Annotated in this window: 13 protein-coding genes; all 13 read right to left on the bottom strand. The window is 38.4% G+C overall.

Features of this window, described 5'->3' with window-relative positions:
* Positions 1 to 32: 32 nt before the first annotated feature.
* The 13 genes from whiA to C7B89_RS01220 all read right to left on the bottom strand — a co-directional run bounded on the left by whiA (position 33) and on the right by C7B89_RS01220 (position 12,205).
* Entirely contained in the window at positions 33 to 980 is a 948-nt protein-coding gene (whiA, locus tag C7B89_RS01280; RefSeq protein ID WP_004228019.1) for a DNA-binding protein WhiA, read from the bottom strand.
* Positions 981 to 1,045: 65 nt separating this feature from the next.
* Positions 1,046 to 2,041, bottom strand: a complete 996-nt coding sequence (locus tag C7B89_RS01275) for a gluconeogenesis factor YvcK family protein (RefSeq protein WP_054549565.1) — start codon at positions 2,039 to 2,041, stop codon at positions 1,046 to 1,048.
* A gap of 4 nt (positions 2,042 to 2,045) precedes the next feature.
* Entirely contained in the window at positions 2,046 to 2,939 is an 894-nt protein-coding gene (gene rapZ / locus C7B89_RS01270) for an RNase adapter RapZ (RefSeq protein ID WP_054549566.1), read from the bottom strand.
* A 9-nt stretch (positions 2,940 to 2,948) separates the two neighbouring features.
* On the bottom strand, positions 2,949 to 3,416 hold the full coding sequence (locus tag C7B89_RS01265; protein ID WP_048390859.1) for an NUDIX hydrolase: 468 nt from the start codon (positions 3,414 to 3,416) through the stop codon (positions 2,949 to 2,951).
* 348 nt (positions 3,417 to 3,764) lie between these two features.
* Complete coding sequence (gene trxB / locus C7B89_RS01260) at positions 3,765 to 4,709, bottom strand: thioredoxin-disulfide reductase (protein WP_054549567.1); 945 nt, start codon at positions 4,707 to 4,709, stop codon at positions 3,765 to 3,767.
* Positions 4,710 to 4,871: 162 nt separating this feature from the next.
* Complete coding sequence (locus C7B89_RS01255; RefSeq protein WP_048390855.1) at positions 4,872 to 6,395, bottom strand: tetratricopeptide repeat protein; 1,524 nt, start codon at positions 6,393 to 6,395, stop codon at positions 4,872 to 4,874.
* A gap of 90 nt (positions 6,396 to 6,485) precedes the next feature.
* Entirely contained in the window at positions 6,486 to 7,103 is a 618-nt protein-coding gene (gene hisIE / locus C7B89_RS01250; RefSeq protein ID WP_115673013.1) for a bifunctional phosphoribosyl-AMP cyclohydrolase/phosphoribosyl-ATP diphosphatase HisIE, read from the bottom strand.
* Entirely contained in the window at positions 7,100 to 7,861 is a 762-nt protein-coding gene (gene hisF, locus C7B89_RS01245; RefSeq protein ID WP_066037088.1) for an imidazole glycerol phosphate synthase subunit HisF, read from the bottom strand. The genes hisIE and hisF overlap by 4 nt, the downstream gene beginning before the upstream one ends.
* Entirely contained in the window at positions 7,855 to 8,487 is a 633-nt protein-coding gene (gene hisH, locus C7B89_RS01240) for an imidazole glycerol phosphate synthase subunit HisH (protein ID WP_048390850.1), read from the bottom strand. The genes hisF and hisH overlap by 7 nt, the downstream gene beginning before the upstream one ends.
* Positions 8,484 to 9,083 carry an imidazoleglycerol-phosphate dehydratase HisB gene (gene hisB, locus C7B89_RS01235; RefSeq protein ID WP_004227994.1) on the bottom strand — a complete coding sequence of 200 codons (600 nt, stop codon included), beginning with the start codon at positions 9,081 to 9,083 and terminating at the stop codon, positions 8,484 to 8,486. Before hisB ends, hisH begins: the two co-directional genes overlap by 4 nt.
* A gap of 4 nt (positions 9,084 to 9,087) precedes the next feature.
* Positions 9,088 to 10,362, bottom strand: coding sequence for a histidinol dehydrogenase (gene hisD, locus C7B89_RS01230; RefSeq protein WP_115673012.1), 1,275 nt, complete (start codon positions 10,360 to 10,362; stop codon positions 9,088 to 9,090).
* Positions 10,363 to 10,404: 42 nt separating this feature from the next.
* On the bottom strand, positions 10,405 to 11,040 hold the full coding sequence (gene hisG, locus C7B89_RS01225) for an ATP phosphoribosyltransferase (RefSeq protein WP_115673011.1): 636 nt from the start codon (positions 11,038 to 11,040) through the stop codon (positions 10,405 to 10,407).
* Positions 11,033 to 12,205 carry an ATP phosphoribosyltransferase regulatory subunit gene (locus C7B89_RS01220; protein ID WP_048390842.1) on the bottom strand — a complete coding sequence of 391 codons (1,173 nt, stop codon included), beginning with the start codon at positions 12,203 to 12,205 and terminating at the stop codon, positions 11,033 to 11,035. The genes hisG and C7B89_RS01220 overlap by 8 nt, the downstream gene beginning before the upstream one ends.
* Positions 12,206 to 12,539 lie beyond the last annotated feature (334 nt).

Here is a 12,539-nt window from a genome sequence, read left to right as displayed (position 1 = left end):
GCATGACATTCATACCTGAGAAGTATGATAACTTAACCACCTATTTTTTCACCACGCCTTAATGCATCCGCAATCTCATCAATTTTTCTCAATCGATGGTTAACACCTGATTTACTAACCGTTCCACTAGATACCATTTCACCAAGCTCTTTTAATGTCACATCTTGGTATTCAACACGGAGACGTGCTATTTCACGAAGCTTCTCCGGTAGTTGATCAAGACCAATTGAATTTTCAATAAATCGAATATTCTCAACCTGCCGTAATGCTGCTCCAATGGTTTTATTTAAATTGGCAGTTTCACAGTTCACAATACGGTTGACACTATTACGCATATCTCGCAAAATCCGAACATCTTCAAATTTCATCATAGCCTGATGCGCTCCAACAATATTAAGGAAATCTGAAATTTTTTCTGCTTCTTTTAAGTAAGTTACAAAGCCTTTTTTACGTTCAATTGTTTTGGCATTGAGTTCAAATTCATTCATCAAATCCATTAATGCCTCACCATGTTCTTTATATAAAGAATAAACCTCTAAATGATAAGCCGATGTTTCTGGATTATTGACGGAACCTCCTGCTAAAAAGGCTCCTCTTAAATAAGCTCTTTTTTGGCCGCTCTTTTGAATGAGCTTTCTTGAGATAGTATGGTTAAATTGAAAGTCGTCTGAGATGATTTCTAAATCAATTAATAGCTCACGCGCTCCTTCTCTTACACGGCATATATACACATTATTTTTTTTCAATCGCATTTTCTTACGAACAAGTAATTCAACATTGTACGGATACAATTTTTTCATAATCGTATATAGTCTTCTGGCAATTGCAGCGTTTTCGGTTTGCACGTCTAAGCTTAGTTGTTTATTTGCAAAGGATAATGAACCATTCATACGAATTAGGGCAGAAACTTCTGCTTTCATACAATGATTGTCCGCTTCTATTTGTGTCAATTCTTTTTTTGTTTCAGAAGCAAAAGACATATCACGCCCCCCTTTCAATCATGATTTCTATGTATATGTTCATCTTACCATATACAATAAAGCCATTATGTTTCTATTATTGGTCCTCTTACTTTTTGATGGTAAATATCAGCATAATCTACCAGCCATTCTGCAACATTTGTAGCATTATGTCGAACCGTTCCATCTGGTCGAATTGTAGCAATGTCTCGTTTGATAACTTCTAAACCCATACTTTCAAGCTTTGCTACGTCAAATGTTACTGGTTCCGCTCTTTCTTCTTTATACAGTTCTTTTACAGGGTTAGGGAGTTCTTCATCATTTACTAAAATGGAATCGATAAAATCATGGCCAACATGCTTATGTATGGCTGTTACATGATCGCCTGCTGTATAGGAAATGGTTTCACCCTTTTGTGTCATTAAATTACAAACATATATTTTTCTTCCTTTAGCCTTAACAACTGCTTCACCTATTTCCTTAACAAGCAAATTCGGAATAATACTTGTATATAAGCTTCCTGGTCCTATTAAAATATAGTCTGCACGAAGTATTGCACGAATAGCTTCTGGCAACGGTTGCACATTTTCAGGTACTAAAAAAACGCGATTAATGCGTTTCGTCGCTGTCGGGATTTTTGATTCTCCCTCGATAATTGAACCGTCCTCAAGCACAGCATGTAAGGTGATTTTTTTATTAGCTGCTGGAATAACTCGACCATGAACTTTTAAAACCTTTCCCATCTCACTGATAGCATGATTGAAATCACCAGTAATATCAGTAAGGGCTGTAAGCATTAAATTCCCTAAGGAGTGACCTCGTAAGTCTTCAGATGCCGAAAAACGGTATTGAAACATTTGCTCTACAAGGGGCTCAATATCTGATAATGCTGCAATCACATTACGTACATCGCCAGGCGGTGGGATATCGTAATCATCACGTAAACGACCTGAAGATCCACCATCATCTGCTACTGTTACAATAGCAGTAATATCAAATGGGTGATGCTTCAGACCGCGAAGTAACGTGGAGAGCCCTGTGCCACCACCAATTACCACAAGCTTTGTTTGCTTTTTCCCCATTCACTCATTCCTTTCTACGATTAATATCACGATGCGTAATAACCGTATTTTCCTTGCCCGCAAAATATGCACCAAAAAATTCTGCTAATGTCACGGAGCGATGCTGGCCCCCAGTACAACCAAAAGCAATAACAAGCTGTGATTTACCTTCTTGTCGATAGAGAGGAATCATAAAGTCTAATAAATCCGTCAGTTTTTGTATAAGGATTTGCGTATCTTCCAACGCTAACACATAAGAAGATACCTCTGTTTGAAGACCCGTTTTTGGACGTAGCTCCTCCACATAGTATGGGTTTTTAAGAAAACGAACATCAAACACTAAGTCCGCATCAATCGGCATACCATGTTTAAAGCCAAAGGACATAATGTTAACGGTAAAAATAGTATCTGCCTCACTTGCAAATTCTTTTACGATTTTTTCACGTAATTGCTTTGGTTTCATGTTAGATGTGTTATAAACAAAATTGGCACGACCCTTTACTTCAGATAAAAGTACTCGTTCCTGTTTAATTCCATCTAGAGGTAAACCATTCACTGCTAATGGATGTGCACGTCTCGTTTCTTTATACCGTCTGACTAATGTGGCATCATCTGCATCTAAAAATAAAATACGAGCAACAATATCGCCTTCTTTTAGTATATGGTCTAATGCGCCAATTAGAGCATCAAAAAAGTCGCCTCCGCGCATATCCATTACTGCTGCAATTCGGGTACTGTTTTTACCAGAATCTCTTAATAAGGTTAAAAAAGTTGTAAGTAACGCAGGTGGTAAATTATCAATACAGTAATACCCTAAATCCTCAAAGCTTTGAATAGCTACTGTTTTCCCAGCCCCAGACATTCCTGTAATAATAACCAATTCATGTGTACTTTGTTGGCCTTCAACCACCACTGTCATGCAACTCCTTTATTGTTCTTTTGAAATTTGTATTTTCTGATGAAGTAATTCAAAATTCGTTGTATAGTCAAACGTGCCATACTGAATGCCTGATTGCGAAACAGCAAATTGTAAATTAGTTCGATCTCCTTCAGCCATTGGCAAATGTGCTAAATCCTCTACTGGGTGCCATGCAAGTTTGCCTTCTCTTGTTTCTTCGAATGGTACTCCATCTACATCCTTTGCAACAAATGTATAGAGCATCCATTCATCCACTACGTCATTGTTTTCTTTAATGATCATCGTATAAACACCCTTTAAATGAACATGTAAAGGTATGACGTTTGTCTCTTCTTGAAACTCTCGAATAGCAGCCTCGAAGATTGACTCGCCACTCTCCATTTTCCCTCCTGGAGCTACATACCAGCCTCGTCTTGGTTTCTGAAGTAATAATACTTTACCGTCTTTTACGGCAATTAAATTTGCAATTCTTTGCATAGGCACACCTCTAATCACTTTTGCATTCTACTCTTCATTATAACAAGACCTTGTAAGTTTTGTCCTCATTTACAACTCTTGTACGTAGACAATTAACAATTTAGTTCTATTCAAAGATAACCATTTCATCTTGGGCGAAATTTACGTTTATCGTGATATTATTATTTGATTTTTTACACATAAAAAAGTAGGTTGCTCCCACCTATTGGAGGCGGAAACAACCTACTAAACAAAATAAAAGGGGGATTGCTAATTACATTTTTAATCATACACCTTTTATATGTCATTCAAGTTACAGCAATATTAAAACCACATTAAAATTGTATTTTTTTCCTTAAAATAGCCCTATTAGGCATTAATTTTCTCTAATAGCTCTTCTACATAATGTTGAACAGCTTGCGCGGCAATACTACCGTCACCAGTTGCTGTTACAATTTGACGAAGTGATTTTTCACGAACATCTCCAGCTGCAAAGATACCTGGGATTTTTGTTTCCATCGTTTCATTTGTCAAAATATAGCCAGCCTCATTTAAAATACCTAATGACTCAAATGGTTTCGTTAACGGAAGCATACCTATATAGACGAAAACACCATCTGTAGCAAATTCAGATTCTGTACCATCGACAGTTGATTGTAGTGTTACACTGCCAACTTTACCATTCGCTTCATTAATTTCTTTTACAGTTGCATTCCAAATGAAATCAATTTTTTCATTGGCAAAGGCACGATCTTGGAGAATTTTTTGTGCACGTAATTTATCACGACGGTGGACAATTGTCACTTTATCAGCAAAGCGAGTTAAATAAACACCCTCTTCAACAGCTGAATCTCCGCCACCTACGACAACTAGATTTTTTTGTTTAAAGAATGCTCCATCACATACTGCACAGTAGCTGACACCACGGCCACCAAGCTCTTTTTCACCAGGCACACCCATTTTTTTATACTCAGCACCAGTGGTGATAATAATGGCACGTGTTTTATATTCTTTTGCACCTGATTTAATTGTTTTATATTCTTCTCCATCGATGATTTCCGTTACATCACCATAGGCATATTCAGCACCAAATTTTTTAGCATGCTCAAACATTTTTGTAGAAAGCTCTGGTCCTAAAATTGTCTCAAAACCTGGGTAGTTTTCTACTTCTTCTGTGTTTGCCATTTGTCCACCAGGAATGCCACGTTCAATCATTAAAGTAGACAAATTTGCACGAGATGTATAAACAGCAGCAGTCATCCCAGCAGGACCTGCACCAATAATTACTACATCATAAATTTTTTCTTCCGACATAAATACTTCCCCCTAAACAGAATACTTTTTATCTTCATTCAACCAATACATATAACGTCATCTATAGAAGAAGATCAATGACGCTAAGGAAAAATTGGTGATAGCGTTAGTATGTTCATCGTATGTGAAAGTATAAAGTTATTCAACTATGTTGCTCACACATTAATCATGACTGTTTGGCAAAAACGTTAAGATTTCGTCAATATACTTTGATAAAGTAGATACAGAAACTCCATATTGCTGCGCAATTTCCTTTTTTGTCACTTTAAGCATTTGTGAAGATCTGAATAAATAATCATTTGCTCCTGCAATTGCTGTTGGATTTGTAAAACGATAATTTTCTATTAAAGCTTGTTCACATAGCACAAACCACATTTGAAACAGCGGTACAATTAATGATGATAGCTTTCCATATTGTTCTAATAAAATTTCTGAGACCTGTACTGATCGTAAAAAGCTTGCTTCTACTTTATTTTTCTTATCAAATTCATGTCCAAGTGCATAAGCTAAAAACAATTTTTCAAAAGAACCTAATTGTTCAATATTAATCCATTTCGGATGGGCGATAATTTCTTGCTTATGCGCTGTACCTTTCAGTAAAAATAAACCAAAAATGCGCTCACTCGTATAAGTGCTCTCTAATTTTTCAACGATAAAATCACGATCATGCTCCAATGCATCAAGTCCAAATTCATTTTCTTGTTGGCGCCAAGGTTCGAAGCCCTCTTTGTCTGGGTCTAGCTCTAGAAGCTGATCCCACGCACTTTTCGAAATCTCCTCATGTCCTGAGAAATAAGCAGCATGTGACAGCCAAAAGTAAAATCCTGCATCTCCTACATAGCCTCTCTTTTGCATGCTGCGCAACCATTTATAGGCTAATTCATATTGGCTGATTAAGGCTAAGGTAGCACCAAGTTTATAACGATGCTCCCAAGTATAGGGTTGAATTTTAACAAGAACATTTAACAGTTCTTGTAAATCATCTTCATTTTTTTCATAATACGCAATTACCGTTAAATTGCATAATGCATGTAGATTGCCCTTATTTTCACGTAGCACTGTATGCAAGAGAGCCTTTGCTTGCTCTTCTTCTCCAACATAAAAATAAGCGAGTGCTAGATTATTATAGGCTGACCAAAATGCTGGTCGATCTTCAATTAAATCTTCTAAAATAGTAATAGCTTCAGGAAAATCTCCCTTTTCCATACAACGACGAGCTTGCTCCTGACGATATAAATCCTCACCAGAGCCTTCAAGCTCTTCAAAATCATCTTGCTCAAAAGCGACAAACTCTAATATTTCTGCTGCTTCATCGGCATAAGCACCCTCAGGTTCTAGCTTTAAATATTCTTCTGCAAAGCGTTTTGCATCATGCATGATGCCTACACACCCTGATACTTCTGCCATGTAAAATATGATTTCTGGATTATCTGGATCAATTTGATAGGCGCGACGAAGTAGGTCATACGCTTCCTCAAAACGTTGACCTTCTAACTCTACTATGGCTAACTGCAAGATAATCATTGGATCGTCGGGACTTAAATCTACCGCACGCTGTAAATATTTATAGGCTTTATTCATTTGTCCACTGTTCATTGCTTGAATTGATTTCTTATAATAATAGTCGCCTGTTGGAATGAACGACACTATATTCGATTGAGTCTCATTTTGACGTTTCTTTTCCAATATATTTCCTCCGAAACAAGAAATAAGGAACGTATTCTACGTTCCTTTACACAGTAACTCCTATTATACCACACAATCAATAATATGCTGTTATTTCTCCTCGTGACGTTTTTCCAACACATGCAGAACATCATAAATGCTTACTTTTTGTTCTTGTAATAATACGAGTAGGTGATAAATTAAATCAGCTGCCTCCCATTTTACTTCCTCAGCATCTCGGTTTTTGGCACCAATGACCACCTCTGTTGCTTCTTCCCCAACCTTTTTACAGATTTTATCAATGCCCTTATCAAATAAATATGTAGTGTACGCTCCTTCTGGCATTTCCTGCTCTCGCTTTTCGATGACACGAGCAAGTTTAGAAACGATGTCCACAGAGCCTACCTTCTCTTTTTGCTGAATAACCTTAGTGAAGCAAGAAATTGTCCCATTATGACATGCTGGCCCTGTCGGTAGAACCTCCACTATTAAAGCATCTTGATCGCAATCCGCTTTGATTGAAACCACCTGTTGTGTATGGCCACTTGTTGCTCCCTTATGCCAAAGCTCTTGACGGGAACGAGAATAAAACCAAGTTTCCCCTGAGTCAATTGTTTTAGCTAATGACTCCTTATTCATATAAGCTACTGTTAATACCTCTTTTGTATTGGCATCTTGTACTACAGCTGTAACAAGACCTCTCTCATCAAATTGAATGTTCTCTATCATCTTACTGCCACTCCTTTTTCACGTAAGTATTCCTTTACTTGCGCTACACTTGTTTCTTTATAATGGAAGATAGAGGCTGCTAGTGCAGCATCTGCATCTACCTCTTGTGCTAATACTTCATAAAAATGTTCGGCATGTCCCGCTCCACCACTAGCAATCACAGGGACTGTCACAGCTTCACGCACTGCTTTGGTTAAGGCTAAATCAAAGCCTGATTTTTCTCCATCTTGATTCATACTTGTTAATAAAATCTCACCAGCTCCTAAGCGTACAGCCTCTTTGGCCCACTCAATGGCTGACCAAGGGGTTTTGTTGCGACCACCATGTGTATAAACCATCCATGTGCTATCTTCCTCACTATAGCGAGCATCGATTGCTACAACAATGCATTGTGCGCCAAAGTAATCAGAGCCTTCCTGTATAAGGGCAGGTCTTTCCAGCGCGGATGTATTCACTGAAACTTTATCAGCACCTGCTCGTAAAATACGCTTCATATCATCCAACGTACGAATACCTCCGCCAACAGTAAAGGGTATGGCAAGCGTAGCCGCTGTTTGACGAACCACATCTACCATCGTTTCTCGACCTTCATGTGATGCAGAAATATCTAAAAATACAAGCTCATCTGCTCCTTGTTCATCATAGAACTTCGCAAGCTCCACTGGATCTCCTGCATCTCGGATAGAGACAAATTGTATACCTTTTACAACACGACCTTCTTTCACATCAAGACATGGAATAATACGTTTTGTTAGCATGCCTTCACACCTTCCAACCATTGCTCTAATAAATAAACACCTAATTCCCCTGATTTTTCAGGGTGAAATTGCATGCCAGTCACAGAACCATTCATCACAATACCAGGTACTTGAATGCCGAAGTAATCAGCATAGGCAACAAGCTCTGATTCTACGATATCTGTTGCATAAAAGGAGTGAACAAAATAGACATGCTTCGCTGATACTTCATTGTGTAACCATGCAGGACGATTTGTCACAATTAGTTCATTCCACCCCATATGCGGTACTCTGTATGCTTGGCCCTCTTGGCTACCACTAAAGCGTTTAATACACCCCTTGAAAAACCCTAGCCCTTTTGTTGGGGTTACTTCATCACTTTGCTCGAATAATAATTGCATACCTAGACAAATTCCTAAAAGTGGACGGTTTTCTCTTTGTGCCTTCTGTAAATATTGATCTAAGTTTGTTTCAGCTAAACGCTTTCTGGCATCAGGGAATGCACCCACCCCTGGTAATAAAAGTGCGTCAGCTGTATCTAATGCCTTCTCATCAGCAGTTATAATAACTTCACAGCCTAGCCTTTTTAATGCCTGCTCCACACTAAATAAATTACCCATTCCATAATCAATGACACCTATTTTCACGTCAACAGCCCCTTAGTCGATGGTACGCCTTTAACACGTGGGTCAATTTCCACTGCGGCATCAATCGCACGTGCTAATGCTTTGAAAATTGCCTCAATAATGTGATGTGTATTCTGACCATAAGGTACAATTACATGAACATTCATCCTTGCCTCAAGGGCAAATTTCCATAAAAATTCATGCACTAATTCTGTATCAAACGTTCCTACTTTTTCTTTTAATGCTGGCACACGGTACTCTAGATGAGGTCGATTCGAGCAATCGACCACTACCTGAGCTAGTGCGTCATCCATCGGTACAAAGGCGTTACCATAGCGTTTTATGCCTTTCTTATCACCAAGTGCTTCTCGAACAGCCTGTCCTAATACAATACCAAGGTCCTCTGTTGTATGGTGATCATCAATATAAGTATCGCCATTTGCATGTATTGTGCCATTAAATAGTCCATGCTTAATAAATAAGTCAAGCATATGGTCCATAAACCCCACGCCTGTTTGGATATCTGCCTTGCCTTCACCATCTAAATCAATTGCTACAGAAATTTGCGTTTCATTCGTTGTACGCTCTATCTTTGCATATCGTTTCTTTTCTGTCATCGTCCTATTCCTTCTCCCATCCACGTGATTCCACTGCACGAGCATGGCCCTCTAAGCCTTCCATACGCGCTAAACGTGCAATTTTTGGTGCGTTGTCTCTCCAGGTTTTTTCACTATAGTAAACAATACTTGATTTTTTCACAAAATCATCAACATTTAAGCCACTTGCAAAACGAGCCGTACTATTAGTTGGAAGTACATGATTGGTCCCTGCAAAATAATCACCAACTGGCTCAGAACTATACCGACCTATAAAAATACCACCAGCATGTCTTATTTGCTCAGCTAACGCCTCCGCATTTTCCATCACAATTTCTAAATGCTCCGGTGCTAATGAATTAATGGCTTCCACTGCATCTGCCAATGTTTCAGCTACATAAATTACCCCAAATTTCTCTATGGAGGCACGAGCTACTTCTTGACGCGGTAAGTTCAGCAGCTGCTTCTCTACTTCCTCAGCTACTTTTTTGGCTAATTGCTCTGAGGTTGTGACAAGAATTGAACAAGCTAGTGGATCATGCTCTGCTTGTGATAAAAGGTCTGCAGCAATTTCATCAGGATAGGCTGTGTCATCAGCCAGCACAGCAATTTCACTCGGTCCCGCAATCATATCAATGGCTACTTCTCCAAATACCTCACGTTTGGCAAGTGCCACATAAATATTTCCTGGACCTGTTATTTTATCGACTGGGGAAATTGTTTCCGTGCCATAGGCAAGTGCAGCTATTGCTTGTGCCCCACCAACTTTATAAATCTCATCAATCCCTAAAAGGTGAGCCGCCACAAGTACACCTGCTGGTAGTTTCCCATTTGACCCTGCAGGTGAAGTAATAACAATACGTTTCACCCCTGCGACCTGCGCTGGTATTACATTCATCAAGACTGATGAAGGGTAGGCAGCTGTACCACCTGGAACATATAGTCCTACTGCATCTAAAGCTGTTACCCGTTGGCCTAACCAAGAACCATCTCCCAGTTCTAGGTGATACCCTGAACGTATCTGTTGTTCATGATAAAAACGAATATTTTCTGCTGCTTCCGCTAAGTCCTTATATAATTGAGGATCGAGTTCACTTACTGCTTCTTGTATTTCTTCTTCAGAGACACGTAAATTTTTAGTGACATAGCCATCCCATCGCTCAGTATAGGTGCGTAACGCCGCATCTCCCTGTGTCTTAACATCCGAAAGCACTTGTCGTACAACTTTTATTTGTTCTTCATTTCCTCCTTCAAGTGGTCTTTTTAAGGAAATGCCTTTTTCAAGCTTTGTTATTTTCATAGGATTAATCCCCTTTAGTCCTTCATATGTAGCTACAAATGATTACTTTTTCTGCTCATTTACACATTTCTTTAACCGCCTCACAAGATCAATAATACGCTCACCTTTCATACGATAACTTACAGGGTTTGCAATTAATCGAGAAGAGACAGCCGTAATAAATTCATATTCTACTAAGCCGTTCTCTTTTAATGTACGACCTGTAGAAACAATATCGACAATTCGATCAGCTAAGCCAATCATTGGTGCTAATTCAATAGAACCGTTGAGCTCGATAATTTCCACTTGCTCTCCAATGCCTTTGTAGTACTTCATGGCAATATTCGGATATTTCGTAGCAATTCTAGGCGCAATCTCATTCATGGGGGTGTTTGGTAGGCCTGCAGAAGCGATATAGCAATTACTAATTTTCAAATCAAGTAATTCGTGCACTTCTCGCTGTTGCTCTAACAAAACATCCTTACCAGCAATACCAATATCAGCAACACCATGTTCAACATAGACAGGAACATCCATTGGCTTTGATAAAATAAAGCGAATTTTTTCCTCTGGTATTTCAATCATTAATTTACGTGACATTTCTACTTCTTCTGGTAAATTAAAACCTGCCTCTAACAACATTTGATATGCCTCTTCAAAGATTCTTCCTTTGGGCATTGCAATCGTTAATTCATTCACCGCCAACTTCCTCCTGTCCAACTACCACCACTTCTGTAAAGTATGCTAAAAAAGCCGCCTCATCGACTAGACTACTACGTAACTGCAAAGTAGCTAATTTTCCTGCTGCTCGTAAATTTTTAACCTTTAGTAAAGCTTCCTCAAATTGTTCTTCTTCAAAAAGAACAACTGTTGCTTCCTGTCGTTTCACAGATTGCCCGTTTAATGTTTCTAATAAACGATCCACACGAATACTAAATCCTGTAGCACCAACCTTTGAACCAAAAACTTCTAACAAGCCATCATAACGACCACCATTTCCTAATAAAAAGCCACTTCCCACAGCAAATACTTCAAATAGCATACCCGTGTAATAACTCATATGACTCGAAAGTGTGAAATCGAAAGCTACATAATCAGCTAAATCAGCCATTTCAAGTAGTTGAGCAAGTTGTTGCATATATTCTAATGCATCATTTTTGCGGACATATTTTTCAATATCTCGTATATCTCTGACATTCATGGCTTCTTCAATAAATTGTAAGAGGGCATCGGATTTAGCTTTAGGCAGATCAAATGACTCTACTGCTTCTTCAAACCCTACGTAATTTCGTTGGACAAGCAATGTTCTAAGCGTTGTTTGCTGTTCGATACTCTCTGTGTAATCTTGTAAAATGCAATTTAATATACCAGCATGTCCAATTGTGATTTTAAACTCTTCCAATTTAAAATGCTTTAATAGCTCCATTGCTGTTACAATAACTTCTGCATCAGCAAAAACTGATTGATCACCTATTAACTCAATCCCCATTTGATCAAACTCAGCCGGCCTGCCTCCCTCTGCTTCCTGAGCTCGAAAAACGCTTGCAAAATAGGCAAGACGTAGTGGGATCATTTCCTTTAATAGTTTCGATGTAGCTACTCGAGCAATCGGTGTAGTCATGTCAGGTCGCAGCACTAACGTATTTCCTTGGCTATCCACTAGCTTAAATAAATGAGCATCAGCAATCGCTGAAGCCTTCCCCACTGTATCGAAATACTCCACCGCAGGCGTTTTAATAAACTCATAACCCCTTTTATATAAAAAGTCTCTGCCCGCATGTCTAACTGCTTCAACTTTCTCATAGATTTGCGGGAATGTATCGCGCATTCCAAGTGGCTTTTCAAACATTTTTATCGACGACATATGGACACTTCCTCACATTTCACTTTAATTCACTAGAGTATTAGAGAATTAGATTATGAAAGAATTTTAACTTATTTCATTAATACAGTCAACGATATCCTTATTAATTATCGAAATCTTTAAATACTTATTATTCTGTTAATTATACACATTGAATTGCAAAGACTTCCAAAAAAAGCATGACTCATTTTACTTATAATTTGACAAAATACTTTAGTGACAATGAGAATATGTCTAAATTGTGACAAACCAATTTTTAATCACTTTAAGTATTCGCTAAAAATTGATAATGATTCTCTCTTAACAAATCATTGATAAAAATAAAGAGTTTTCA

The organism is Lysinibacillus capsici (genome assembly GCF_003367505.1).
Classification (GTDB): Bacteria; Bacillota; Bacilli; order Bacillales_A; family Planococcaceae; genus Lysinibacillus; species Lysinibacillus capsici.
This window is presented reverse-complemented; position numbering and strand designations above follow the sequence as displayed.

Coding starts and splice junctions, on each gene's coding strand:
- whiA (WP_004228019.1), bottom strand. CDS start 980: ATGTCTTTTGCTTCTGAAACAAAAAAAGAATTGACACAAATAGAAGCG.
- C7B89_RS01275 (WP_054549565.1), bottom strand. CDS start 2,041: ATGGGGAAAAAGCAAACAAAGCTTGTGGTAATTGGTGGTGGCACAGGG.
- rapZ (WP_054549566.1), bottom strand. CDS start 2,939: ATGACAGTGGTGGTTGAAGGCCAACAAAGTACACATGAATTGGTTATT.
- C7B89_RS01265 (WP_048390859.1), bottom strand. CDS start 3,416: ATGCAAAGAATTGCAAATTTAATTGCCGTAAAAGACGGTAAAGTATTA.
- trxB (WP_054549567.1), bottom strand. CDS start 4,709: ATGTCGGAAGAAAAAATTTATGATGTAGTAATTATTGGTGCAGGTCCT.
- hisIE (WP_115673013.1), bottom strand. CDS start 7,103: ATGATAGAGAACATTCAATTTGATGAGAGAGGTCTTGTTACAGCTGTA.
- hisF (WP_066037088.1), bottom strand. CDS start 7,861: ATGCTAACAAAACGTATTATTCCATGTCTTGATGTGAAAGAAGGTCGT.
- hisB (WP_004227994.1), bottom strand. CDS start 9,083: ATGACAGAAAAGAAACGATATGCAAAGATAGAGCGTACAACGAATGAA.
- hisD (WP_115673012.1), bottom strand. CDS start 10,362: ATGAAAATAACAAAGCTTGAAAAAGGCATTTCCTTAAAAAGACCACTT.
- C7B89_RS01220 (WP_048390842.1), bottom strand. CDS start 12,205: ATGTCGTCGATAAAAATGTTTGAAAAGCCACTTGGAATGCGCGATACA.